Source organism: Halarcobacter sp. (assembly GCF_963675975.1).
Classification (GTDB): Bacteria; Campylobacterota; Campylobacteria; order Campylobacterales; family Arcobacteraceae; genus Halarcobacter.
The window spans coordinates 646,553-671,125 of record NZ_OY780939.1 but is presented as its reverse complement, the minus strand read 5'-3'; the positions used below and the strand labels follow the sequence as shown (position 1 = coordinate 671,125).

The 24,573-nt window shown below is 27.8% G+C and carries 26 protein-coding genes; 6 read left to right on the top strand and 20 right to left on the bottom strand.

Going from position 1 to position 24,573, the window contains the following annotated elements; all coding sequences use genetic code 11:
- The 13 genes from ACKU3H_RS03245 to ACKU3H_RS03185 all read right to left on the bottom strand — a co-directional run bounded on the left by ACKU3H_RS03245 (position 1) and on the right by ACKU3H_RS03185 (position 11,886).
- A complete protein-coding gene (locus ACKU3H_RS03245) occupies positions 1–663 on the bottom strand; it encodes a cytochrome b/b6 domain-containing protein (RefSeq protein ID WP_320035540.1) in 663 nt (220 codons plus the stop codon).
- Complete coding sequence (locus ACKU3H_RS03240; RefSeq protein ID WP_320035539.1) at positions 656–2,017, bottom strand: HAMP domain-containing sensor histidine kinase; 1,362 nt, start codon at positions 2,015–2,017, stop codon at positions 656–658. Before ACKU3H_RS03240 ends, ACKU3H_RS03245 begins: the two co-directional genes overlap by 8 nt.
- Positions 2,010–2,678, bottom strand: coding sequence for a response regulator transcription factor (locus ACKU3H_RS03235; protein WP_320035538.1), 669 nt, complete (start codon positions 2,676–2,678; stop codon positions 2,010–2,012). Before ACKU3H_RS03235 ends, ACKU3H_RS03240 begins: the two co-directional genes overlap by 8 nt.
- Positions 2,679–2,687: 9 nt before the next feature.
- Positions 2,688–3,395, bottom strand: a complete 708-nt coding sequence (locus tag ACKU3H_RS03230; protein ID WP_320035537.1) for a metallophosphoesterase — start codon at positions 3,393–3,395, stop codon at positions 2,688–2,690.
- 1 nt (position 3,396) lies between these two features.
- On the bottom strand, positions 3,397–3,852 hold the full coding sequence (locus ACKU3H_RS03225) for a hypothetical protein (RefSeq protein ID WP_320035536.1): 456 nt from the start codon (positions 3,850–3,852) through the stop codon (positions 3,397–3,399).
- Positions 3,852–4,379, bottom strand: coding sequence for a YceI family protein (locus ACKU3H_RS03220; protein WP_320035535.1), 528 nt, complete (start codon positions 4,377–4,379; stop codon positions 3,852–3,854). The genes ACKU3H_RS03225 and ACKU3H_RS03220 overlap by 1 nt, the downstream gene beginning before the upstream one ends.
- Positions 4,367–5,344, bottom strand: coding sequence for a hypothetical protein (locus tag ACKU3H_RS03215; protein ID WP_320035534.1), 978 nt, complete (start codon positions 5,342–5,344; stop codon positions 4,367–4,369). The genes ACKU3H_RS03220 and ACKU3H_RS03215 overlap by 13 nt, the downstream gene beginning before the upstream one ends.
- On the bottom strand, positions 5,332–6,900 hold the full coding sequence (locus ACKU3H_RS03210) for a hypothetical protein (protein WP_320035533.1): 1,569 nt from the start codon (positions 6,898–6,900) through the stop codon (positions 5,332–5,334). The genes ACKU3H_RS03215 and ACKU3H_RS03210 overlap by 13 nt, the downstream gene beginning before the upstream one ends.
- Entirely contained in the window at positions 6,884–7,510 is a 627-nt protein-coding gene (locus tag ACKU3H_RS03205; protein ID WP_320035532.1) for an ABC transporter ATP-binding protein, read from the bottom strand. Before ACKU3H_RS03205 ends, ACKU3H_RS03210 begins: the two co-directional genes overlap by 17 nt.
- Complete coding sequence (locus tag ACKU3H_RS03200) at positions 7,507–8,589, bottom strand: FtsX-like permease family protein (RefSeq protein WP_320035531.1); 1,083 nt, start codon at positions 8,587–8,589, stop codon at positions 7,507–7,509. Before ACKU3H_RS03200 ends, ACKU3H_RS03205 begins: the two co-directional genes overlap by 4 nt.
- Before the next feature lie 86 nt (positions 8,590–8,675).
- Entirely contained in the window at positions 8,676–9,593 is a 918-nt protein-coding gene (locus ACKU3H_RS03195) for a glutaminase (RefSeq protein WP_320035530.1), read from the bottom strand.
- 71 nt (positions 9,594–9,664) lie between these two features.
- On the bottom strand, positions 9,665–11,299 hold the full coding sequence (dauA, locus tag ACKU3H_RS03190) for a C4-dicarboxylic acid transporter DauA (RefSeq protein WP_320035529.1): 1,635 nt from the start codon (positions 11,297–11,299) through the stop codon (positions 9,665–9,667).
- A complete protein-coding gene (locus ACKU3H_RS03185; protein ID WP_320035528.1) occupies positions 11,296–11,886 on the bottom strand; it encodes a hypothetical protein in 591 nt (196 codons plus the stop codon). Before ACKU3H_RS03185 ends, dauA begins: the two co-directional genes overlap by 4 nt.
- A gap of 132 nt (positions 11,887–12,018) precedes the next feature.
- On the opposite strand from ACKU3H_RS03185, the gene ACKU3H_RS03180 reads away from it, so the two are divergent.
- The 5 genes from ACKU3H_RS03180 (at position 12,019) to ACKU3H_RS03160 (ending at position 16,566) form a co-directional block, all read left to right on the top strand.
- A complete protein-coding gene (locus tag ACKU3H_RS03180; RefSeq protein WP_320035527.1) occupies positions 12,019–12,606 on the top strand; it encodes a TetR/AcrR family transcriptional regulator in 588 nt (195 codons plus the stop codon).
- A 115-nt stretch (positions 12,607–12,721) separates the two neighbouring features.
- The gene (gene typA, locus ACKU3H_RS03175) at positions 12,722–14,539 is read left to right on the top strand and encodes a translational GTPase TypA (protein WP_320035526.1); all 1,818 of its coding nucleotides are present in this window, start codon (positions 12,722–12,724) and stop codon (positions 14,537–14,539) included.
- 83 nt (positions 14,540–14,622) lie between these two features.
- On the top strand, positions 14,623–14,919 hold the full coding sequence (locus ACKU3H_RS03170; RefSeq protein ID WP_320035525.1) for a hypothetical protein: 297 nt from the start codon (positions 14,623–14,625) through the stop codon (positions 14,917–14,919).
- A 383-nt stretch (positions 14,920–15,302) separates the two neighbouring features.
- Positions 15,303–15,716, top strand: coding sequence for an Hsp20/alpha crystallin family protein (locus ACKU3H_RS03165; RefSeq protein WP_320035524.1), 414 nt, complete (start codon positions 15,303–15,305; stop codon positions 15,714–15,716).
- A gap of 214 nt (positions 15,717–15,930) precedes the next feature.
- Positions 15,931–16,566, top strand: coding sequence for a Crp/Fnr family transcriptional regulator (locus ACKU3H_RS03160; RefSeq protein ID WP_320035523.1), 636 nt, complete (start codon positions 15,931–15,933; stop codon positions 16,564–16,566).
- Here ACKU3H_RS03160 and ACKU3H_RS03155 read toward each other — a convergent pair.
- Both ACKU3H_RS03155 and ACKU3H_RS03150 read right to left on the bottom strand, forming a co-directional pair.
- A complete protein-coding gene (locus ACKU3H_RS03155) occupies positions 16,563–17,678 on the bottom strand; it encodes a metallophosphoesterase (protein WP_320035522.1) in 1,116 nt (371 codons plus the stop codon). The genes ACKU3H_RS03160 and ACKU3H_RS03155 overlap by 4 nt on opposite strands.
- A 52-nt stretch (positions 17,679–17,730) precedes the next feature.
- On the bottom strand, positions 17,731–19,032 hold the full coding sequence (locus ACKU3H_RS03150; RefSeq protein WP_320035521.1) for an aminotransferase class V-fold PLP-dependent enzyme: 1,302 nt from the start codon (positions 19,030–19,032) through the stop codon (positions 17,731–17,733).
- A 184-nt stretch (positions 19,033–19,216) separates the two neighbouring features.
- Here ACKU3H_RS03150 and ACKU3H_RS03145 point away from each other — a divergent pair, with 184 nt between their 5' ends.
- A complete protein-coding gene (locus ACKU3H_RS03145; RefSeq protein WP_320035520.1) occupies positions 19,217–19,411 on the top strand; it encodes a PLDc N-terminal domain-containing protein in 195 nt (64 codons plus the stop codon).
- Between the two features lie 26 nt (positions 19,412–19,437).
- Here ACKU3H_RS03145 and ACKU3H_RS03140 read toward each other — a convergent pair whose 3' ends face one another.
- The 5 genes from ACKU3H_RS03140 to ACKU3H_RS03120 form a co-directional block, all read right to left on the bottom strand.
- Positions 19,438–20,994 (bottom strand): nitrite/sulfite reductase, encoded by a 1,557-nt coding sequence (locus tag ACKU3H_RS03140; protein WP_320035519.1) that lies wholly within the window; start codon positions 20,992–20,994, stop codon positions 19,438–19,440.
- A gap of 155 nt (positions 20,995–21,149) precedes the next feature.
- Positions 21,150–22,610: a sulfate adenylyltransferase subunit CysN gene (cysN, locus tag ACKU3H_RS03135; protein WP_320035518.1), complete on the bottom strand. Its 1,461-nt coding sequence runs from the start codon at positions 22,608–22,610 to the stop codon at positions 21,150–21,152.
- Between the two features lies 1 nt (position 22,611).
- A complete protein-coding gene (gene cysD, locus ACKU3H_RS03130; protein WP_320035517.1) occupies positions 22,612–23,535 on the bottom strand; it encodes a sulfate adenylyltransferase subunit CysD in 924 nt (307 codons plus the stop codon).
- 75 nt (positions 23,536–23,610) lie between these two features.
- Positions 23,611–24,306, bottom strand: coding sequence for a phosphoadenylyl-sulfate reductase (locus tag ACKU3H_RS03125; protein WP_320035516.1), 696 nt, complete (start codon positions 24,304–24,306; stop codon positions 23,611–23,613).
- A 12-nt stretch (positions 24,307–24,318) separates the two neighbouring features.
- Entirely contained in the window at positions 24,319–24,543 is a 225-nt protein-coding gene (locus ACKU3H_RS03120) for a DUF2061 domain-containing protein (protein WP_320035515.1), read from the bottom strand.
- Positions 24,544–24,573 lie beyond the last annotated feature (30 nt).

Below are 24,573 nucleotides of genomic sequence, written 5' to 3'. Positions count from 1 at the left end.
TTAATAGATAAAAGGGTTTGTTTTATCTACTATTAAATATATTAAAAAACTAAAAAATATAATTAAAAATAAAAAAGCATAAAGTTTTTGAAAAATATTTAATCTTACTTCTATTTTTTCTTTGCCATACTTAAAACCATTTATTATAGATTTTAAAGTTTGGTTCTCTTTATGTAGTAATCTATCCATTGCAATTCCACTAAGATGTAAGAAAATAAGAAGGTAAAGAAAATTTGCAAAAAACTCATGGATATGTTTATAGGTTTTGATTTTTTCTAAGAAGCCAAAAAAACCTTTTGCTTCTTGGGAACCATAAGTTAAACTTCCTGTAAATATTATTATAGTAACTACTATTAACATACTTATCATTACATAAGAAGCTAAAGGGTTATGTCCATTATAAAACTCTTTTGGACTAAAGATATTTTTTGCAAACTCTTTTGCTTTTTTTGTATCTAAGGCAAAATCTTTAAACTTTGAATATTTTGGACCAAAAAATCCCCATCCAAATCTAAAAAATAGAGTAACAAGTAAAAGATAACCTGAAATAGCATGGATTAAAATTGTATCATCATCTCCTGTTAAATAACAAATAACTATAAGTAGTACAAAACTTGAGTGAAATACTCGTGTGGGTAGTGTCCAGATATAGTTTTTATTCATCTATATTTCCTTTAAAAATAAACTTTACAGTAGTTCCTTTTTTCTCTTCACTAGATAATTCTATTTTTGCATTATGAAGTTTTGTAATTTTTTCCACAATAGACATTCCAAGACCAGTACCACCTGACTCTTTATTTCTACTTTTATCTGTTCTATAAAATTTTTCAAAAATCTTTTTTTGTTCATCTTTTGGTATTCCTATACCTTTATCACTTATGGTAATAACATAGTTGCCATTTTCAATAGAATTCTTTATCTCCACTGAGGATTCTTTGTAGCTGTAAGTTATTGCATTTTTTAGAATATTTTTTATAGCTATTTTTAGTAACTTACTATAACCTTTAACTTGAAAAACGTCATTGATCTGAGTTTTTAAATCAATTGCTCTAATATTGGCAAAGGGTTTTAACTCTTTAACTGCTTCAAATGTAATCTCATCAATATATACATCTTCAAGATTGTTTGAAGTGTTTTCCTTTTTTGCTAAAAATAGTAAATCATCTATTGTTTGTTGGATAATCATCACTTCATTTAAACAGGTTTGAAGACTCTTTTTATATTCACTTGAATCTCTATCTTTTCTAAGTGTTATCTCTATTTCCCCTCTAATAATAGTAAGGGGAGTTTTAAGTTCATGGGATGCATCAGAGCTAAATTGATTTATTTTTTCAAATGAGATTTCAAGCCTTTCTAAAAGGGAATTAATCTCAATTGCCAGCATATTTATCTCATCTTGTTTCTGACTAGTTGTAAGTCTTTTTGATAGGGTTGTTGAGTTGATATTTTTTAGATTATTTAAAATCTCTTCAATAGGTTTAAATGATTTGTAAACTAAAAAATATCCCCCTGTAATGGAAAAAATTAAAATTATAGGGATAATAAATATTAAAATATAAAAAAGATTTTGCATGGTTTCATTTAATATTTTATAATCAGTAGCAACTTGAAGTACATAATCATCTTTTAACATTGAGAATTTGATTTCACTAAGGATATAATTATCAAATTTTTTAAAATTAATAATATCTTTTGAAAGTTTTCGAAAGTTCTTATGAATTTCATCAGGGAAATAGGTAGATTTTAATATTTTCTGATTTTTATCTATTAATCTTATATAAAGTGGTTTAAATTTATATTCTTTCTCTTCATTGAAATCAACAATTAAGTAATTGTCTTGGTGTTTTATTAAATCATCTACAATATCTAAAACAATAACTTTTAAAGAGGTTTCTATTTTATCCAAGGTAGAAATTTGAAGGGTCTTATATATTGATAAGGCTAATATTATTAATATAAATGTTTGGATAATTATATTATAAATTAACAGTTTTCTTTTGATACTTAAATTATTCATCACTTATTCTAAACCCCATTCCTCTAACTGTTTTTATAAGCTTTTTTTCATATGGTTTATCTATTTTGTTTCTTAATCTGTAAATATAAACATTAACTACATTACTTATATTTATCTCATCCATATTGTTTAACATAGAACCTAAAACTGTTTCTGAAAGAACTTTGTTTTTATTTTTTATTAAATACTCCAAAAGTGCAAACTCTTTTGCTGTAAGAGTTATATTATCTTCTCCTCTTTTTGCAGTTTTTGAAAGTAAATCAAGTTCTAAATCAGCTATTTTAAGTTTTGTTTGTTGTTGATTATTTGATCTTAGTTGAACTCTCATTCTTGCAAGAAGTTCTGAAAAAGAGAAAGGTTTAGGAAGGTAATCATTTGCTCCTATATCCAAACCTTTTATGGTGTCTTCTACACTATCTTTTGCCGTTAACATGATAATTGGAGTAGTAATATTTGATGTTCTAAGTCTTTTGCAAACTTCTATTCCATCAATTAAAGGTAACATAATATCAAGTAGTATCAAATCATAAGTATTTACACTAGCTAAGTATAAGCCTTCTTCTCCATTTTTAGAAAAATCTACACTATAAGATTCTTCCTCAAGTCCTCTTTTTAAAAAGTTTATAATTTTTTCGTCATCTTCTATAATTAATATTTTCATAAAATTATTTTACCTTAATTTTAGTAAACTAATTTCATTATTAGCTTTAAACCTAAAATCAATTCCCCAATTTCCTATCCCTTTACTAACATAAATTGCAGTATCTTTTTTATAAATAAGACCATTAAGAAAGGGTTGAAAAAGTTTTACTACATAGTGAAAAGGGTATATTTGTCCCCCATGGGTATGCCCACATAAAAAAAGTTTACTATTTGATTTGAGTGCATAGATATAATCTTTTGGTTGATGTGCTAAAAAAATTGAGTTTTCATATCTACTTAGAATTTTCACTATTTTATCCTCTTCTCTTTTTACCCTAAAAAATTTTGAAAATCTATCACTTAATCCACCTATAGCTATAGTTTTATCCTTTATCTGTAAAATCTCATAGTTATTGTCTAAACAGATTAAATTTGTCAAAATATTTTTCAATTCTTTAAATCCATAAAACAAATCATGGTTACCACTTATATAATAGGTTTTTTTCTCTATCTTATTTAGTAATTCCAATCTCTCTTTTATAAACTTTACTTTACAGTCAATAATATCCCCTGTAATAACTATAAAATCAGCCTCACTTCTATTACAAAGTTTTACTAATTGATTTATACTATTAGTAGAGGTTTTTTTATTTATATGCAAATCACTTAAATGAAGAATTGATAACTCTTTTATTTTAGAATTAACAACAACTTCATTTATTTGTGGTAGTTTCATCTTATTTAAAAACCTCTTCTAAGTTATCTTTGGTGATATAGGAAATAGATTTTATAACACCATTTTCAAGTTTATAAAGAGTTGACTTTTCCTCTTTATTTACAAATCTATTATCTGCATCATCATAGATTAAAAGTATAGAGTGTTTATAATCTCTCATTTTTGGCATAGCAAAAAGCTTTGTAATAATTGATGGCATACCTGAAATATTGGCTATGAAAACAGCATGGTGTTTATCTAAAAAATCTGCTTTTTTTGAAGCAAGAAATGTATTTATATCTTTTCCCGTATCTTTCTCAAAAGAGACAATAATAGTTTGAATCTTAGAATCCACATCTTTCTTTTCATCAAACTGATTGGGTAATGAAAAATGTCCTATATCATCTCCAACTTTAAAACTATTAGCAAAAAGATATATTGATGAAATAAGGGTTAAAACTAGTATGTTTTTTAACATTAGTTATCCTTGAAGTTAAAATCATATTTTATATCTATTTGATCTCTTACCGTTAAAAAGAACATTGTAGGAGGTTCCATACCAAAATCAGTTAACTTAATTGAAAAATCACCATTTAGGTTTATATTTTTTTCAACTTCTTTTATTGTAGCTTTAGAGGTGATAGGTTTACTGATATTATTTAAAATCAATATTCCTGAAAGTAGATAACTATCTTCTTGTTTTGAAATAGAGTTTAAAATAAAAACAATTTTGGGAGAGTTTTTTACATTTAAAACCTCATACATATGTTTATCTCTATCTTTATTATCACTAATTAAAGAGATAGCTTCTATTTCAAACTTACCTTTTATTGATTCTAAAGAATCACTTTTTTCTAATTCTGTAACAATATCTTCTGTTTGGGGATTAATAGTACTATCTCCAAAAACTTCCGTATGAGCTTGAATCTTCCCCATAACTAAACTAAGACTATTTGCATTTGCAAAAACTACAGTAAATAATAAAACAAACACTAATTTATACATTTTTTCTCCTTTATAAGTAGGTTTTTTTGTGAATTTATTATCTTGATAAATGCTATTAAAAAAATAAATGGAACAAAAATTGTCAAGTTTTCTAAAGCTATAAATAATCCCATCCCTGAAGCAATCCAACCTATAAATACCATATATAAGGCTATTTTCTTTAGAGGTTTTTTTACTAAGCTTCTTAAAATATTTACATTGTAATAAGAGATTACAAAAGGGTATATAACTGATAATGCAAGGGGTTCTTGTAAAAAATAAAAAAGATAACTTAGTGCAAAAAGTATCATTATAAATAACTCATTTTCCATTCTTTGAATATTTAATTTAAGTGCTGCAATAACTCCAATTATGTGAAAAACTATAATCTCAGAAGTGAAGCCATCTCTCCAGATAGATACACTTAAATCTCTTGATAAAGTTTCAAATAAAGCAGAATCTAAAAATATCCATAAAACCATCACAAAGATGGGATATGGAGTAAAATTTTTAATCTCTTTATTTGTTTTAATTTTTTGCAAAAAATATGAGCAGATTAAAACTATAACTGTAAATATAATTGCAATAAACTCTCTTTTTGCAGGATCATAATTAAAAAGTAAAGTTCCTACACTATAAGAGATAGCAAGAGCTAATCCTAAATCTACAGTTGAAGCTTTCTTTAATTCATTAATTAAAAGAGGAGCTAATGCTCCAACACTTATCCCAAGAATAAAAAGTGTAATAGGTGAATAATTAGGATAGAAGAAAGTTAATACTAATTGCATCATTAGAAAAATTTTGATTTTTTTATCATTTGATAAAGAGATTTTATAACACAAAATTGAACCAATAATTCCACCTATTGGCAGAGGAGCTATATAATAGATATTTGAGGCAAAATATTCAACAATACCTGTTTGTGCTATAAGTAAGTAGTAACATAATTCAAATGCAATAAAAAATATAAGTGCTATTTTTGGCATAATAATTCCTTTTTGAAAATAAATAAAAATGTAGAAGCAAATAAAACATCAAATAAAGATATTAATAAAGCTTCTACACCTAAAGTTTTGTTATAAAAAAGAGCAAAAAAAACTGAACTTATAAAAACTCTTGTAATAACTGTAAGTTTTGTTAAGATGATCTCATGCACTTTATTTGTGAGAGCTAAGTAATGAATTACCCCTGTAATACTTACAAAAGCAAATACAATATATTCGTAACTTCCAGCAAATTTAAAACCAATAAGTGGATATAGAAAACTACTTAATAAAAGTAAAAAAATACCACCTACTCCATCAGCTAATACCCCTAAGAGATTATATTTTTGAAGTAAAGTAAATTTGAATTTAAAAGTAATAAAACTAAATAGTGATATAAGTGCAATAACTCCAAAAATACTTCTTGCTATCCATAAATTATAAATATCTGCTTGAAATATTTCTGCTTGAATAAACCCTGAGATACTTAAAACTAAAAAAATACCTAATAACCCAACTAAATAAAGAGTATAAAAAATAGTTTTCTTAAGCTCTTTAATATAGTTAACAAACATTGCAATTACCATAAAAAATACACCAATTCCCATAGCTACATGAGCATGGGCAATAATTAAATCATTTCTATGAAAAAGCCATCTAAGTTCAGGTATAAATAAAATATTCCCTTCAATATCTACAAAAAGAAAAGCAAGTATTGATATAAGAAGTGCTTTTTTAGCAAATTTTTCTATGTTTGAATCCTTATACCATCTATATAATATCGGTACATAAAGAAAAGTTAGCCATTGGAAAAACCACTCTTGCTCATAACTTAAGTGTCCTATAAAACTTCTATATAAAACAGAAAAAGCATAAAATATAGTTGGAATAATCCAAAGAACATTCCATCTAGCTTTAAATTCACCTTTGTTTAGCAGTTTTATAATAAGGTAATAAATAGGGATTAAAGCTAAACTCATACCTAAAGTGTTATCTCCATGGGGTCCTGAAATTGTACTTTCAACTTGTCCAATTGTAGGATTCATTAATATAAGTAAAGCAATGGGTGCAATAATGGTGATTCTTAGACAAACTTTTATCCATAGGGGAATGGTCTCATAGGCTTTTATATATTTAATAAGGGCAATAATATAAAAAACTCCAGATATGGCAAGTATGAAATTTAACTCATATGGAAAGTCATAAAAGGCAAGTCCTCTAGTATTTCCAAAAAGGATTGAACTAATCATAAAAACTAAAAATATATACCAAAATATTGTATAAAGGTTTAGATATTGTAATCCCACTTCACTTTTTACACCCTCTTTATTTATCAATAAAAAAGGAAGATATGAAAGCATTAATGGAACAAAACCATAAAGCATTAAACTAATATGTAGTGATCTCATACTTGCTGGGATTAGTGTTTGAGAATCAATATAAAATCCTAATAAATTTAATGAATAGGAAATTCCAAAAACCATCCCTAAAAATAAAAATATTAATGAAATCTTGAAATGTTTATTAATAAAAAAACTAAAGTTATCTAATTTGTCCATCTTTTACCTCGTAAATTGTATCTGCTGTTTTAGCAAGCTCTTTGTTATGTGTTGCAACAATAATTGTAGTTCCATTTTTTGACAACTCTTTAAATAGTTCAAAAACTTTTTGTGCATTTTTAGAATCTAAATTACCCGTTGGTTCATCAGCAAAAAGTATTTTTGGATTGTTTATTAAAGCTCTTGCTATTGCAGCTCTTTGTCTTTGTCCTCCAGAAATCTCTGTTGGAAACTTGTTTTTTAATGTTTCAATATTTAAGATTGAAAGTATTTTTAAAATCTCATCATCACTAGCTTTAGGGTTTGCAAGTTTTATATTTTCAAATAGGTTTAAATAGTTTATTAGGTAATGAAATTGAAAAATAAAACCTATGTTTTTTTGTCTAAATTCATCTATGTTTTTTATAGTTGAATAACTACTACCTTCAAAAAATAGTGTTCCCTCTTTTGGTTTAAGTAGGGTAGATAACACAGATAATAAAGTTGTTTTACCACTACCACTCTCACCTATTAAGCACACAAACTCGGCTTCTTTTATCTCAAGAGAGACTTTGTTTAAAGCTTTGTCACCATTATAATCATGGGAAATATTAGCTGCTTTTAGTATCATATTTTATCCCCTTGCATAAGAATAATAGGGTCAATTCTTGAAGCATTTATTGCAGGAATAATTGAACCTAAAATAGCCATTGATAGTGAACAAATAAATAGATATATTGCAAGGGTAGAAGATATTTCTCCATTTACATATCCATGAAAAAGTGAAGAGTTTTTTATTAGTGCTAGTGCAATATAAGAGATAAAAAAAGAACTAATAAAACTTAGTATTCCTAAAATTGAACTTTCTAAGATTATTTGTGAAACAATTTTTTTAGTTGAGATTCCAATTGCTCTTTTTATACCAAATTCAGTTTTTCTTTGATTTATTGTGATACTCATGATACTTACAATCCCTAAAAGACCCATACAAAAAGAGATTAGACCAATAAGGTTTGATGAGGTTTTGATAATTTTAAATTGATTATAATTATCCACAAAATTTTGAGTAGATTTTACTTCTATATCTTTACTCAGGTTTTCTATATCTTTTACTAGATTTTCAATATTTGAATCTATCTTACTGTTTACCATCAACATAGAAGCACTTTTGTTAAAAATTTTACTTGCATCTTCAAGTTTCAAAACAACTCCACCATTTTCAAATCCAATATCACTTTTAAAAACACCAGAAACATTAAAAGTTTTGTCTGCTATTTGAATACTGTTTTTGTTTTTTAAAGATTCATAAATAGAGTTACCAACTAATACTTCATTTAGTTTTGGGTAAGTGCCTTTTATAAGTTTATAGTTTTCAAATCTATTATCAGACATACCATAAACAGCCACAATTGGAAGTTTTTCTACAGGGCTTGCTCCAACAATTATGGCAGAAGCTTTTTTTACATTATCTAATTTTTTTATTTCATCTAATAATTTTACATCTACATTTGAAAAAAATGTATCAGAGATTTTTGCTTGGGTTATTATAATATCTCCATCACTTTTTAACATATTTGAATACATAGATATAACTCCATTTGAAATAGAGCTAATCAAAAATATTGATGTTATTGAGAAGATAAGACTTATAAATATTAATATTGTTTTTAATTTGTTAGCTTTTAAAGCTTTAATTGCAAGTGTAAACAATAAAATCCTTTCATCCGATTTTTGTAAATTTATAAGAAATGGATGAAAAGATTATGAATTTAATATGAAAAAAAATTCATATTTGTTTAAAATATAGAAAGATTTGTTTTAGTTGTAAATAGTTCTAAAGCTTTTGTTCCAACTAGTGAGTTTCCTTGTTTATTTAACCTTGGTGAATAAACACAAATAGCCATTTTCTGAGGTACAATGGCAACTATCCCACCACCAACACCACTTTTTCCTGGAAGTCCCACATGAAAAGCAAAATCCCCAGAAGCATCATAATGACCACAAGTTAACATCAAAGAGTTAATTCTTTTTGCTTGTGGTTCTGTTACTACTGCTTCATTTGTATTCGGTATTGTTCCATGGTTTGCTAAAAAAAGCATAGATTTTGCTAACTGTTTTGTGTTCATCATTATAGAGCATTGTTTAAAATAGCTTTCAATAACATCATTTGTATTATTTTCAATATTATTAAAACTTTTCATCATATTTATTAAAGCAAGATTTCTATACCCATGCTTAAGTTCAGATTTATAAATATCTTGGTCAAAATTAATAGTTTGGCATCCTGAGACTTTTTTTATAAACTCTAAAATAGTAGGAAATGTATTTTGTTTATATTTTGAAACTAAAGTATCTGTTGTAACTATTGCTCCTGCATTTATAAAAGGATTTCTTGGTATCCCTTTTTCGTATTCAAGTTGTACAAGGGAGTTAAAAGGGTTTCCTGAAGGCTCATGCCCAACTCTTTTATATAACTCTTTTCCATATAAATCAAGTGATAAAGTAAAGCTAAAAACCTTTGAAATACTTTGAATAGAAAAAAGCTTTTCACTTGAACCTATGTTGTATTGAGTTCCATCAAGTTTGATAATACTCATAGCAAAATCATCAACTTCAACTTTGGCTAATGCTGGAATATAATCAGCTACTTTGCCTTTTTTTAAAAAAGGTTTTATCTCCTCTTTTATCTCTTCAAGAACTTTTTGATAATTCATAAAACACCTTTATTGATATTTATAAAATAGTAACAAAATTTAGAGTTTAAAAAGTGTCTTTTAACTGAAACTTATTTATTTAGATCTTTTAATGCTGCTTCAATATTTTGTCTTAAAATTAATTCTTTGGTATCAAATGTGATACCTAATTTATGAAATTTTCTTAATATTCTATTGTTTACACCAGTGATTATTAGTTTTTTTTCATTTTTTTGAAAGTTATCTATAATAGATTTAAAAGCAACAAGAGCAGTCATATCCATCATAGAAACGTTTTCCAAGTTTACTATTACTGTTTTAATCTCTTCTTCTGTATCTAATAAAGTTTTTAATGCTTGTTGGGCTGCTCCAAAAAACATAGGACCATTTATATTATATATTAAAGTATCTTCAGGAATATGTATCTCTTTTGAATTATGTTCATTATTAACTAAGTTTATTGAATATAAATCTATAGTTCTTTTAATAAATAAAATAGAAGCCAATCCCATACCAACTCCAACTGCAATCTGCATATCTAAAAGAATAGTTAAAATAAAACATGTCAATAAAACATAAACATCGTATTTAGGAGCAACTTTTATAATATTAATAAAATGTTTAAATTCAGACATGTTCCAAGCTACTACCAAAAGTAAAGCAGATAAAGAAGCCATTGGTAAATAAGATAAATAAGGAGCGAAAAAAGCAATAGATAAAAAGATAAAAATAGCATGAATTATTGAAGATATTTTTGAATTAGCTTTTGATTTGATATTTACTACTGTTCTTGCAATAGCTGCTGTTGCAGGAATACCTCCAAAAAAAGGAACGGCTATATTAGCTAAACCTTGACCTATTAACTCTTTATTTGGATCTGTTTTATGTCCTGTCATACCATCTGAAATTACTGCACAAAGTAGTGATTCTAATGCCCCTAAAATTGCAATTGCAACACTATGAGGAAGAAGTTTATAAAACATATCCAAATTTAAGTCCTCTATGGTATAACCTTCCCAAGGAAGTGAAAATTGTAAAGGTATGGGAGGTATTCCATTTCCTTTTATGTCTCCTATTTGGTAATGAAAGCTTGAATATATTGTAGAGATTTGGAATTGTGGGTAATAATTATTGAATAAAACAACAGCTATTGTAACAATACCTAATGCTACCAATGGTGCAGGGATTTTACTTTTTGTTTTTGGCCAAAAAATTAAAATAAGTAATGTGCTTAATGCAACTATAAATTCATTTGGATTGAATGTGTGAAAAGATTCAAATATTGTGATTACTTTTTGATGAAAATGTCCTGTAAAATCATTTATCTCTAAACCAAAAAAATCTTTTATTTGAAATGTTGCAATAACAACTGCAATACCAGAAGTAAACCCAACAGTTACAGGATATGGAATAAGCTCAATCAAATTTCCAAGTTTTAAAACTCCCATTAATAAAAGAAAAAAACCTGATAATAATCCACATACTAATAAACCTTTTAATCCAAAATCTTGAACAATAGGTATTAAAATGACAACAAACGCTGCCGTTGGACCTGAGATATTAATTTTGCTACTACCAAAATAAGCAGCAATGATACCTGCAATAATTGCAGTATAAAGGCCATTTTGTGGTGGTACACCAATTGCAATAGCTAAAGCCATTGATAAAGGTAAAGCTATAATCCCTACAATAATTCCTGATAAAAGGTTTAATTTAAAAGTTTTCATTTTTTTCTTTTAGATTTTGATCTAATAAGTTTTTTTGATTTAGCATTTTTTAGTTTACTAATTACTTCGGATGATATTTTATACATAAATCTTATACTCTCTTTTAGATCATCTTTTGAATTATTATTTCTTACATTTTCAAAATAGCTTAAGAGTTTTAAGTAGTCAATCTCAAGTAAAAAAGGGTACCTTCTGACTGATTTTTTCTCTTCATATATCCATTCACTAAGTAGGGCAAATATTATTTGTTCAGGAATCCAAAATTCTCCTGTTTTAAAATTTTTGTCAAACTGTAATACAATAATATTATAATAGTTTAATAAAGCTTCATATTGAGGAGGAAGGTTTTTTTTCTTTGTTTCTTTCATATATGAATCAATAAAAGTTTTAAGTTCATATGCATCAAAAATAGATTCTTTTAACTTATCTCTTAAAAAAAATATTGTTTTTGTAATATCTTCATTGTAAGAATCCTTTCCTAAATTAACTTTGTACTCTCCTTTATCTATTTTTTTAATATAGTCGTTGCATAAAGTTTTTATATAAATAAGAAGTGCTTCTGTTTTAATATCTCTAAATATTTTCATGATTTTTCCTAAAATGGAATTTTATACCATAAATAATTAATAATGAATTAAGTTCAAATAAATATATATAATTCATTTATTATGCTTTTATATTAATATAGTTAAAATTTAAAAAAATAAAAATGGAATAAATTGAAAGCTATAGTTGATAAACAAATCAATAAAATAAAAAGAGATTTATATTTAAATGCAGCAGTAGAGTATATTGACAACAACGGATATAAACAATTAAAGATTTCACAATTGGCAAAAAATTTAGAGGTATCTATAGGTACTATATATAATCTGTTTGGATCAAAAGAGGAGTTATATTTAGAGTATCTAATTTTAAAATTTGAGAATTTCTTTAAACAATTAGTTGAAAATGAAACAGATAGTCCTATGAAAAATTTGGAACTCTATTTAAAAGCAAAGTATAAAATTTTTATTCAAATAGATAAAAAGAGTAATTATCCAATTATAGATGATCCTTTTTTCTTTCACAAATTAGATGTTATAAATCATCCCGTTGTTACAAAGATTTATCAGTTTTTAGAAAAACAGTTTGAAAAAATATTTAAGAATAAACAAAAAATAGATGCAATGCATCTTACTATACTTTTTAAAAAGCTCTCAGATGGCTATATTGAAAGTTATATGTTGAAAAAATTTGATACAACAAATATTGTTGAGGATACAATGGAACATTTTTTTCATGGTTTAAATCTATCAAAAGTATAAAGTTTTACTTAAGTAATAGTAACTTAATTGAAACTAATTGCTTGACTTAGCATATTTTTAAGTATATTTAAGATATAATCGCCAAAAATTATAGAAATTATCATAAAGAGTATAAATGAGAGACATTAGAAACATTGCCGTGATTGCACACGTTGACCATGGAAAAACAACTTTGGTTGATGAATTATTAAAGCAATCTGGAACTTTCGCAGCACACCAAGAGGTTGACGAAAGAGTTATGGATAGTAATGATATTGAAAAAGAAAGAGGAATTACTATCCTTTCTAAAAATACTGCAATTGACTATGAGGGTGTTAGAATTAATATTATTGACACTCCAGGACACGCCGATTTTGGTGGAGAAGTTGAAAGGGTTTTAAAAATGGTTGACTCAGTGCTTCTTTTAGTAGATGCACAAGAGGGAGTTATGCCTCAAACAAAATTCGTTGTTAAAAAAGCATTATCTTTAGGACATAGACCTATTGTTGTTGTTAACAAAATTGATAAACCTGCTGGTGAACCAGATAGAGTTGTTGATGAAGTATTCGACCTTTTTGACCAAATGGGTGCAGATGAAGAGCAACTTGAATTCCCAGTTATCTATGCAGCAGCTAGAGATGGTTATGCAATGCATGCGTTAGAAGATGAGAAAAAAGACTTACAACCATTATTTGAAACTATTTTAAATGAAGTTCCAAAACCAAAAGGTAGTGAAGAAGAGGGATTACAACTTCAAGTATTTACACTTGATTATGATAATTTCATTGGAAAAATTGGTATTGCAAGAATTTTTAATGGAACAATTTCACAAGGTGAAACGGTTTTATTATGTAAAGCAGATGGGGAAAAAGTAAAAGGTAGAGTTACTAAACTTATTGGATTTAAAGGTTTAGAAAGAATTGAAATTAAAACTGCTGGTGCAGGTGATATCTGTGCTGTCGCTGGTTTTGAAACAATTGATGTTGGAGATTCTTTATGTGATCCAGCAAATCCAATGCCACTTGACCCAATGCATATTGAAGAGCCAACTCTTTCAGTTACATTTGCTGTAAATGATTCTCCATTAGCTGGTACTGAAGGTAAGTTTGTAACTTCAAATAAAATTGATGAAAGACTTGCCGCTGAGATGAACACTAATATTGCTATGAATTATGAGCAAATTGGTGAGGGTAAATTTAAAGTTAACGGAAGAGGTGAACTTCAAATTACAATCTTAGCTGAAAATATGAGAAGAGAAGGTTTTGAGTTCTCTATTGGTAGACCAGAGGTTATTACAAAAGAAGAAAATGGTGTAACTATGGAGCCATTTGAACATTTAGTAATTGATACTCCTGATGAGTATTCTGGAACTATTATTGAAAAACTTGGTAAGAAAAAAGCTAATATGACAAATATGGTACCAATGGGTGCTGGATTTACAAGATTAGAGTTTGAAATTCCTGCAAGGGGACTTATCGGTATTAGAACAGAGTTCTTAACTGATACAAAAGGTGAGGGTGTAATGAACCACTCATTCTTAGATTTTAGACCATATTCTGGAACAGTTGAATCAAGAAAAAATGGTGCTTTAGTATCTATGGAAAATGGAGAAGCATTAGGATATTCAATTTTCAACCTTCAAGAAAGAGGAATTATGTATATTAAGCCTCAAGATAAGGTATACAACGGAATGGTTATTGGTGAGCACGCGAAATCTAATGACTTAGATGTTAACCCTATCAAAGGTAAGGCACTTACAAACGTTAGGGCATCTGGTTCAGACGACGCAATTAAGCTAGTTCCACCAAGAGTGATGTCCCTAGAGAATGCTTTAGAGTGGATTGAGGAAGATGAGTTAGTCGAGGTAACACCAAAGACTGTAAGAATAAGAAAAAGAGAGCTTGACCCAACTGCTAGGAAAAGAGCTGCTAAGAAGGCGAAATTCGCTGAATAGCATCTAACCTAGAAAGGTTAAAAGGGGAAGAGCTTCGGTTCTTCCCCTTTTTTTTTGATTAAAATTTAATATTGGAGATAAATATGAAAACTATTGTGAGAAAACAAACTATTAAAAATGAAGAAAAACTATTTTATAAACAGGAGAAAAAGAATATGAAAACTATTATTGTCAAGAAAATTATTGTACCCGCTAAGGAAGAGATTAAATCGATTAATAGTTGGAGTAATAATACTTCCTGGCAAGTAAAAAGATGCAATGAGGGTGTTATTAGGGCACTCTTAGAAATGGCCACAAGTAAGAAAAAAACCATGCAAATCTTATATGAGGATTTGGATTATTTTGAAGAGGAGTTAAATCTATACGTTGAATCAATTTAAAGGTTAATAAATGATTCATATAGATTTTAAAATTTATAAATAAAATAGGAGAAAACCACTTTTTCTCCTATGTATAAGGAGAAAAAGATGGAAATCAATACAACAAAAAAAGATTATTTAATAGTAGTAGCAATATATTTTTTAACTATAGCTACAACATTCATAGCAATAGCATAATTTATCACTTAATAAATTGTTTAACAAATGGAGATTTATCTCTTTTTGTTAAATATAAAAATCAATAAAATTTAATTTAAATTAGCACTTAAATATTAATATTGCTAAAAATATTAGCAAATACTATTGACAAGTGCTAAAATATTTGTTATAATTCTTTCAACTTGATAAATATTCTATCAAGAATAATTTTTTAGGAGGAAAAGATGTTATTAACAAGATTTGACCCTTTTAAACAATTTAAAGAGTTAGAAAAAAATTTTTATAATTATCCAAGTAATGAAGGTGTAAATGGTTTTGTACCAGTAGTAAATACAAGAGAATCTGATGGTGCATATCATATAGATGTTGATTTACCAGGTGTTAAAAAAGAAGATATTTCAGTAGATATAGATAAAAATGTTTTAACAATTTCAGGTGAAAGAAAAACAAAAGAGGAAGTAAAAGAAGAAGATTATTATAAAGTTGAAACCTCTTTTGGAAAATTCTCAAGAAGTTTTACAATGCCAGAAAATGTTGATATAGAAAATATAAATGCAAAAAGTAATGATGGTGTTTTAGAAGTAATTATTCCTAAAGTGGAACCTACTAAAACAAAAAAAACCATTGCAATAGAATAATATATTTTAAAGAGGAAGAACTTTCTTTCTCTTTAAGAAGATAGATATAAGAGGTATTAGTTATTTAACAATTGTGTATATTTTTTTCATTTCAATACCTCTTTTCTCTATTTTCTAAGATATTTTTATATTGGTCATATATTTTTTACTTTTTATGTACATTTTCAGTTTTTTTATCCTAATATTTTTCTTATATTCAAAATAAAGGTATATTATGAATTTAAGAGACTATTACTTTTTTAATTCATTAAATGATGCAGAGATTAAAAGATTAGAAGAGATTTCAGTATTAAAAAAATTTTCTCGAGATGAAATTTTATTTTATGAAAAAGATCAATCTAAATATTTGCATTTGTTAGTTAAGGGAATAGTAAAAATATATAAACATGACTACAAAGATAATGAATTAGTCATTCATAATATAAATGCCTTATCTTTTATAGCTGAGATTGCAAATTATGAAGAGAAACCTTTTCCTGCTAATTGCTCTTTTGAAACTAAAGGAGAAGTGATACTTATAGATTATGAAAAATTTAGAGATGAATTTTTATTTAAAAAAGATATAGCAATGCTTTTTATCAAGTCTTTAAGTCAAAAAATTAAATATCTAGAGGGTTTTATAAATAATAGTGTGAGCATTGATGTAAATGCAAAAGTAGCTAAATTTATTTATGATAATGAAAAAACTATCAATAGTATGAAACAAATAAAAATAGCTGAAATATTAAATATAAGAGAAGAGACTCTATCACGAAAAATTAGCTCTTTTGTAAAAAAAGGTATTATCCAAAAAGATAAAAGAAATATAATAATTCTAAATCATGAAAAACTCTTAGAAGAATTTATCTAAGAGATATTTAAAAGAGTGATTTCTGAACTAGCACCCAATCTCATAGGTGGTCCCCAAAATCCAGTTCCTTTATTTACATAAATTTGCGTATTTTCATTATGTTTATTTAAACCTTTTACATAAGGTTGTTGAAGTTTAACTAAAAAATTAAAAGGAAAAATCTGTCCTCCATGGGTGTGACCACTTAAGATTAAGTCAATTTTTTCATCTTTTATCTCTTCAATAAATTTAGGTTGATGGGCTAAAAGTATTTTAGGAGCCGAATCTGTACTTAACATAGCTCTTTTAAGATTAGGAGCATATGCATTGATTCTATTTCCCATAATATCATAAACCCCTAAAAGATTAAATCCTTCACCTCTTTTACCTATATAAACACTTTCATTTTCTAGAGTTTTTATACCAAGATTATTTACATAATCAATTATTGATTGTACTCCATGAAAGTATTCATGATTTCCTACTATAAAATAAGTACCATATTTAGATTTTAAATGCTTTAGTTCCTCTAAGGCCTCTTTTGCATACTTTATATCTGTATCTACTAAATCACCTGTAATTACAACAACATCAGCTTTTAGAAGATTAACTTGATTTACAACAGATGATATAAACTCTTTGTCTATCAAACCACCTATGTGAATATCACTTAGTTGAACAATTTTGTATGGCTTATTTAAATTTTTAATTTTAACATCAACAGTTTCAAGTTGTATATTTCTCGCATTGTACATAGCTTTTGCATTTACAGCACTTGCAAGGCTCAGTGCTGAGACATCAAGACTCTTTTTAAAAAAAGTTCGTCTATTTTCATTTAATGGAGCTACTTTTAATAAACTTGCAGAGATATCATAAATAACAGTTGCAATAAACAATAAAAATATTACTCCAATGGGTACAGATAGTAAAAAGTATACTAGATTTGGAACTACTGGATTATATCTAACTACCAAATAACCTAAAACACCAATAAGATTGATTATTAAAAATATATTTATATATCTTTTTATTTTATTAGAAAAATGAAGTTTACTTACAAGCCTTTTTGATATGTAAAAAGTTAATAAAGACATTACTGCTAAAACAATTGTTGCAAATATAATAAATTTCATGGGAAAATTATACACTCAGAGTTTTAACAAAAAATTAATGTTTAACAAAATTTTATATTGATTGCTTAATAGCTTTTATAAGTTTATCTATCTCTTCTTCTTTTTGAGAATAGTGTATAGATATCCTTAACCATCCTGGCTTCTCTTCAATCTCTTTTTTTGAGTTAAAACCTAAAAGGTCATGTCCATATGGACCAGCACAAGAACATCCAGCTCTTGTTTGAATACCACCATTTGAAGATAGTCTTCTACAAATATCATATGGATTTATATCTTTTATATTAAAAGATATAATACCTATATTTTTAGAAATTTTATTTCCATATATTGTGATATTTGGGATTTTTTCTAATTCATTTAGTAAGTACTTTAGCAAAATATCTTTTCTTTTAAAAATAAATTCAAAGCCTATTTCATTTCTTAGTTGATAAGCCAATGCACTTTTAATAAGTTGTAAGATTCCTGGAGTTCCAGCAGTTTCCCTTACACTTAGCTCTTTTTCATATTCTTGAATTTTAGAATTTACATAAGAAACTGTTCCTCCACCTGCAAAAGTTGGAGATAAACTCATATCTACAATAGATTTTCTAATAATTAAAAGTCCACAACTTCCAGGGCCACCTAGTAATTTATGAGGTGATAGATATAAAGCATCATAATAATTACAATCAACATTCATATATGGGGAACTAGCTGCTGCATCAAAACAAACTACAGCATTGTATTTTCTTAAGATATTTGAGATATCTTTATAGCAAGTGATTATCCCTGTAACATTTGAAGCTACACAAAAACTTCCAATTATTTCTCTGTGTTGATTCTCTTTTAACGTCTTTTCTAACTCTTCTAGGTCAATTAAACCATCTTGTGTTAAACCTATTCTTTTAACTTCACATAGAGCTTCTCTATGACTAACCTCATTTGAATGGTGTTCATAAGGTCCAACAATTACTAAAGGTAGATTCTCTTTAGGTATAGAAATATCGTATCTTTTTTTAGTTGCAGGGGGAATATATAGACCTAAAAGTTCTTGAAATTTTTTAATTGCAGCTGTTGACCCACAACCTGTTGGTATAACTGCAAACTCTTTTGTTAATTCAAGGCTTTTTTCAAGTGATAAGATAGCATTATTATAATATTCACTAGTAATATTAGCATTTGAAGACTCTTTTGAGTGTGTATTTGCATAGGTTTCAAGTACATCTCTAAGACGGTTTTCTATTTGCCTAAAAGCAAGCCCTGAAGCAGTATAATCAAAATACTCATTCTTACTTTTTCCAATAGTGTTATATCGTACAAAATCTAATATATTTGTATTTTTATCAAAAAATGGTCTATATAAATCTTTTTTCATAGAATAATTATATCTTATTTTTATTATATCTTTGGTTAATAAAAGAAATTAAATTTTTTATTTTTTTTGTTTAGAATTTATGAAAAAACTTTTCTATTTTATAAATAGTAAATTATAATAGTAGGCTAATAACTTTATAATAAATAATATGATATATTACTTATAAAATATATTAAGGAGAATTATGGAACCTTTAATTATAGTTACACTTGTTTCTATTGCAATATTAGCTTTTGTAATATATACAGTATTAGATGTTATAAAAAGTGATTTTAGAAATGATACAAATAAAACAATTTGGGTATTATTTATTTTACTTGTAGCTCCAATAGGGAGTATTTTCTATATGATTTTAGGTAGAAAACAAAAAATAAAATAAGAAGAGAAAAATTTCTCTTCTTTTTATTAATTAGCTTTTGTTAGAAGATAGTTTCTAAAGCTTGAGTGTTCAGAATTTTGATACTCAAGAATCATATTCTCAATATATTCTTTTGTATCCTCTTCTGCAAATTTTATCCCTGTTTTTTGTGCATATTCAGTCTCTTTACCATGTAAGAAACCTGCCACAACCATCTCATATCCAACTACTGGTTTTCCATCTTTTTTTACTTTTGTACCAATAAGTCCAATATCAGCAATATGTGAGTGTGCACAAGAGTTTGGACAACCATTTATTGAAATAGCAACTCTTTCACCAAATTCAGGGAATTTTTCTTCAAGATAGTCAACTACCTCTTTTGCTTTCCCTTTTGTTTCACTAATGGCAAATTTACAGAAGTTTAATCCTGTACAAGCTTGAACTCTTGCTTTAAAGTTTGAAGGAAACGGTGAAATACCAGCATCTTCTAACTCTTTAGCCATAGCTTCTGCATTTTTACTTGGAACAGAAGTTATAATAATATTTTGAGTAACAGTTGCTTTAAGTGCTGTTGCTTCATATTTTTCAAATAATTCAATTAATTTATTTAATCCATCAAGACCAATGTGACCAGAATTTAAAGCACAACCAATAAAGCTTTTACCTTTTTCAGTACTTTCATTTATACCAAAATGTTCTCTAAATTTAGAATGAACATACTCAATATCATTTTCATCTTTGATTTTAAAGTTTAAAGAGTCTTGTAAAACTTCTCTAAATCTTTCAATACCCCATTCTTCTATGATATGTCCAAGTCTAGCTTTTCTTCTATTTTCTCTGTTACCATTGTCTCTATAGATTTTAATAACAGCTTTTGTTAATGGTATTACTTGTGATGGTGTAATAAATCCTATATGGTCTGCAACTCTTCTATTAGAAGCTAGTCCTCCACCAACGCTAACTGCAAATTGGATTCTTCCATTATCTTGTTTTACAGCATTAAAGCTTAGGTCTTGCATCTCATGGTGCATACAGTTTTTAGAACAACCATTTACTCCAATTTTAAATTTTCTTGGAAGATTCGAGAATGCTTTATTCCCTTTTAGGGCTTCATTAATCTTTTCAACCACATCTCTTACATCAGAAATCTCATCTTTATCTATACCATTTACTGGACATGAAACAACATTTCTTGGAACATCTCCCGCTGCAAAAATTGTATTTAATCCTACTGTATCAAGAAGTCTAAAAACTTCAGGTAAATCAACAACTCTTATGTAATGAAATTGTAAATCTTGTCTTGTAGTAAAATCAGCAGTTCCTCTTGCATATTTTTCAGAAATCTCTGCAATCATTTTTAGCTGAGGAAGAGTTAATTCACCACTAATTAGTTTTACTCTTAACATAAAATATAAAGTTGGATCATCTTCTGCTTGAAGGTTTCTATTTTGAGTATATAGACCATACCATTTAAATCTGTCTATATCCTCTGGGTCTACCTCTTCGCCTGTTATTGCATAAAGATAGATGTCTTGAAGTACATCAAGACCATCTTTTTCTTTTTTTATCCGTTCAACTCTTTGAGCTTTACTCTCTTTTGCCATCTCTTGTCCTTAAAAATGTCCCATTTTTGTCTTCACTTCGTTCGTCACAAGACTACGCTATGAAGGAAGGGACCTATTCTTGATTTATTTTCTTTTAGCAGTGGAATAAAATTCCACTTAAAGAAACAAACCCTAAAGTGATAAACTAGTTTATCTTAGTAAATCTCTTTACAACCCCATTCAGGGTAGTTTCTTCTAATAAACTCATTAAGCTCAACTTCTGCTTTTGAGTACTCTTTTTTATCTTCTTCTAGTTTTGCAAACCCTTCTATATGGTTTACAATCATACCAGCTCCAACTGTAGAGTTTGTATATTTATCTATAATAATAAAACTTCCAGTATATCTATTCTCATGGTATGGATCTACTGCTATCTCTCTATCTAATGATAAAGTACATTTTGCTATATCATTTAATTCTAAAGTCTCTGCATCAATCTCTTCAAATGTATTAATATTTTTCTTAAATTGAATCTCATTAAATGTACCATTTATAACACTTGTTGCTCTTTTGATAATATAGTTTTGATTTAACTTTAATGGAGTCTCATCCATCCATACTACCATTGCAGATAAGTGATTTGATATTTTAGGAATATCTGTTGATTTTACAATCATATCTCCTCTTGAAATATCAATCTCATCTTCAAGTGTTATTGTTGTTGCCATTGGAGCAAATGCTTTTTGAATAGTTTCAACTTGTTCATCTTTTCCAATTGGTCTTAAATCTTTAATATCATTTGATACTATAGCTTTTACTTTTGAAGTTTTTAGTGATGGTAATACTGTAATCTCATCTCCAACTTCAATAGAACCACTTGTAATAGTCCCAGAAAAACCTCTAAAGTTTAAGTGTGGTCTTATTACATATTGAACTGGCAATCTAAAAGAGTTATTCTCTTTTTTATTTATCTCAATATTATCAAGAAGAGTCATTAAAGGCTCATCTTTATACCAAGGTGCTTTAGGAGAGTTTGTTAATATATTATCTCCATCTAAAGCAGATATTGGAATAAATCTAAAATCAATATCTTTATTATGAGGAAGGTATTCAATAATCTCTTCATAATCTTTTTTGATTGAGTTAAATACATCTTCACTAAAGTCAACTAAGTCCATTTTATTAATAGCAACGATTAGGTTTTTAATACCTAATAAAGATGCGATATAAGAGTGTCTTTTAGTTTGTGTTAAAACCCCTTGTCTAGCATCTATAAGAATAATTGCTAAATCTGCTGTTGAAGCTCCTGTTGCCATGTTTCTTGTATATTGCTCATGACCTGGAGTATCTGCAATAATAAATTTTCTTTTATCTGTTGAGAAAAATCTATAAGCAACATCAATAGTAATACCTTGTTCTCTTTCACTTGCTAGTCCATCAACTAAAAGTGCCAGGTCCATTTTATCACCAGTTGTACCACTTTTTTTACTATCTTTTTCAATAGCTGCTAATTGGTCTTCAAAAATCATTTTACTATCATATAAAAGTCTTCCGATTAGTGTTGATTTTCCATCATCTACTGAACCACAAGTTATAAATCTTAGGATATCTTTATTCTCATGTTCTTTTAAATATTGTTCAATATTTGTTGCAATTAAATCTGATTGGTGTGCCATCTTAAAAATACCCCTCTTGTTTCTTTTTCTCCATTGATGCGTCACCATCACTATCTATTAATCTTCCTTGTCTTTCACTTGTTGTACAAACAAGCATCTCTTGAATAATCTCTGGAAGAGTTGTTGCTGTTGAATTAACTGCTCCTGTTAAAGGATAACATCCAAGTGTTCTAAATCTAACATCTTCCATTTTTGCTGTAGCTCTTAACTCTTCTGGCATTCTTTCATCATCAACAAGAATTTTTGTTCCCATATATTCAACTACAGGTCTTTTTTTAGAGAAATATAAATCTGGAATAGGTATTTGCTCTAAATAGATATATTGCCAAATATCTAATTCTGTCCAGTTTGATAATGGGAATACTCTAATTGATTCACCTTGAGTGTGTCTACCATTATAGATATTCCACAGCTCTGGTCTTTGGTTTTTTGGATCCCATCTATGGTTTTTATCTCTAAAAGAGTAGATTCTCTCTTTCGCTCTAGATTTCTCTTCATCTCTTCTTGCTCCACCAAATACTGCATCAAACTTTTGGATATCAAGTGCTTGTTTTAGACCTTCTGTTTTCATAATATCTGTATGAAGTGCAGAACCATGTTCAAATGGAGAAATATTCATCTCTAAACCTTTTGGGTTTGAGTAAACGATTAATTCCATTCCTACTTCTTTTGCTCTTCTATCTCTGAACTCAATCATCTCTTTAAATTTCCATGTTGTATCAACATGCATTAAAGGTAATGGTGGTGGTGCTGGGTAAAATGCCTTTTGTAGTAAGTGTAACATTACTGAACTATCTTTCCCTACGCTATATAACATACCTGGGTTAGAAAACTCTGCTACTACTTCTTTCATTATATGCATACTCTCTGCTTCTAATTGTTTTAGATGCGTTAGTCGTTCGTTACTTATGTTAATTTTATTCATAATTACCATTCCATTAATTTATATTTTTATAAATTGAATCCTTCAAATTAAAAGTTTGATATCATCAAATTTTGATTATTTTACGTGCAATCCACACTCTTTGTGTTCTGGGTTTTCCCACCACCATCTTCCTGCTCTTACATCTTCACCATCCTTAATGGCTCTGGTACAGGGTGCACATCCAATACTAGGGAAACCTTTGTCATGAAGTTTATTGTATGGAACATTGTTTGTTTTTATATAGTCCCAAACCTCTTCTTCACTCCAATTAATCAAAGGATTAACCTTTATAACTTTAAAATTTTCATCCCACTCAACAATTGGTGTATCTGTTCTAGTTACACTTTGTGCTGCTCTTAATCCTGTAATCCAAACTTTTAGAGGTTTTAAAGCTCTTTTTAAAGGCTCTATTTTTCTAATATTACAGCATCTTTTTCTATTTTCAATACTTTCAAAGTGACCATTTACACCTTGAGTTTGATAAAGTTCTTCAACTTGAACAACTTCAGGGAAAAAAACATTTAGTTTTACACCATATTTCAAATTTGTTGCATCCATCACATCATAGGTTTCTGGATGTAATCTTCCCGTATCTAGTGTAAAAATATTTGCTTCTTTATTTGTTTTTAAAATCATGTCTGTTAAAACTTGATCTTCTGCACCTAAGCTACTTGATAAAGCAGCATCTCTTCCATACTCTTTTATAAAATATTCTATAATCTGTGTTGCCTCTGCTTTAGCAAACTTTTCGTTTAATTCATTAATTTCCATGCATATCTTCTTCTAAATTTGGTAATCTGGTTCTTTTACTTTTCCAAAAGAGATTTTGTTCCAAGCTCTTTCATGGAAGTAATAAAGTGCCATTTTTGTAAATAACTCTATTGAACCTATTGAGGCCGCCATTGTTAAGTTACCAGTTATAAAATATGAGATAATTACAGTATCAAGAGTTCCGACAGCTCGCCAAGAGACAGATTTAGCTACAGACCTGTAAGCTTTTTCTGCCATTTTCGCCTCTCATTTAATAAGGATTATGAG

What these genes read in the sequence shown, in the direction of transcription:
- ACKU3H_RS03215 (WP_320035534.1), bottom strand. Translation starts at nt 5,344, where the DNA reads ATGCCAAAAATAGCACTTATATTTTTTATTGCATTTGAATTATGTTAC.
- ACKU3H_RS03165 (WP_320035524.1), top strand. Translation starts at nt 15,303, where the DNA reads ATGTTATTAACAAGATTTGACCCTTTTAAACAATTTAAAGAGTTAGAA.
- ACKU3H_RS03220 (WP_320035535.1), bottom strand. Translation starts at nt 4,379, where the DNA reads ATGTATAAATTAGTGTTTGTTTTATTATTTACTGTAGTTTTTGCAAAT.
- ACKU3H_RS03120 (WP_320035515.1), bottom strand. Translation starts at nt 24,543, where the DNA reads ATGGCAGAAAAAGCTTACAGGTCTGTAGCTAAATCTGTCTCTTGGCGA.
- cysN (WP_320035518.1), bottom strand. Translation starts at nt 22,610, where the DNA reads ATGGCACACCAATCAGATTTAATTGCAACAAATATTGAACAATATTTA.
- ACKU3H_RS03225 (WP_320035536.1), bottom strand. Translation starts at nt 3,852, where the DNA reads ATGTTAAAAAACATACTAGTTTTAACCCTTATTTCATCAATATATCTT.
- ACKU3H_RS03150 (WP_320035521.1), bottom strand. Translation starts at nt 19,032, where the DNA reads ATGAAAAAAGATTTATATAGACCATTTTTTGATAAAAATACAAATATA.
- cysD (WP_320035517.1), bottom strand. Translation starts at nt 23,535, where the DNA reads ATGAATAAAATTAACATAAGTAACGAACGACTAACGCATCTAAAACAA.
- ACKU3H_RS03140 (WP_320035519.1), bottom strand. Translation starts at nt 20,994, where the DNA reads ATGGCAAAAGAGAGTAAAGCTCAAAGAGTTGAACGGATAAAAAAAGAA.
- dauA (WP_320035529.1), bottom strand. Translation starts at nt 11,299, where the DNA reads ATGAAAACTTTTAAATTAAACCTTTTATCAGGAATTATTGTAGGGATT.
- ACKU3H_RS03160 (WP_320035523.1), top strand. Translation starts at nt 15,931, where the DNA reads ATGAATTTAAGAGACTATTACTTTTTTAATTCATTAAATGATGCAGAG.
- ACKU3H_RS03145 (WP_320035520.1), top strand. Translation starts at nt 19,217, where the DNA reads ATGGAACCTTTAATTATAGTTACACTTGTTTCTATTGCAATATTAGCT.
- ACKU3H_RS03240 (WP_320035539.1), bottom strand. Translation starts at nt 2,017, where the DNA reads ATGAATAATTTAAGTATCAAAAGAAAACTGTTAATTTATAATATAATT.
- ACKU3H_RS03210 (WP_320035533.1), bottom strand. Translation starts at nt 6,900, where the DNA reads ATGGACAAATTAGATAACTTTAGTTTTTTTATTAATAAACATTTCAAG.
- ACKU3H_RS03185 (WP_320035528.1), bottom strand. Translation starts at nt 11,886, where the DNA reads ATGAAAATATTTAGAGATATTAAAACAGAAGCACTTCTTATTTATATA.
- ACKU3H_RS03170 (WP_320035525.1), top strand. Translation starts at nt 14,623, where the DNA reads ATGAAAACTATTGTGAGAAAACAAACTATTAAAAATGAAGAAAAACTA.
- ACKU3H_RS03125 (WP_320035516.1), bottom strand. Translation starts at nt 24,306, where the DNA reads ATGGAAATTAATGAATTAAACGAAAAGTTTGCTAAAGCAGAGGCAACA.
- ACKU3H_RS03195 (WP_320035530.1), bottom strand. Translation starts at nt 9,593, where the DNA reads ATGAATTATCAAAAAGTTCTTGAAGAGATAAAAGAGGAGATAAAACCT.
- ACKU3H_RS03235 (WP_320035538.1), bottom strand. Translation starts at nt 2,678, where the DNA reads ATGAAAATATTAATTATAGAAGATGACGAAAAAATTATAAACTTTTTA.
- ACKU3H_RS03205 (WP_320035532.1), bottom strand. Translation starts at nt 7,510, where the DNA reads ATGATACTAAAAGCAGCTAATATTTCCCATGATTATAATGGTGACAAA.
- ACKU3H_RS03230 (WP_320035537.1), bottom strand. Translation starts at nt 3,395, where the DNA reads ATGAAACTACCACAAATAAATGAAGTTGTTGTTAATTCTAAAATAAAA.
- typA (WP_320035526.1), top strand. Translation starts at nt 12,722, where the DNA reads ATGAGAGACATTAGAAACATTGCCGTGATTGCACACGTTGACCATGGA.
- ACKU3H_RS03155 (WP_320035522.1), bottom strand. Translation starts at nt 17,678, where the DNA reads ATGAAATTTATTATATTTGCAACAATTGTTTTAGCAGTAATGTCTTTA.
- ACKU3H_RS03245 (WP_320035540.1), bottom strand. Translation starts at nt 663, where the DNA reads ATGAATAAAAACTATATCTGGACACTACCCACACGAGTATTTCACTCA.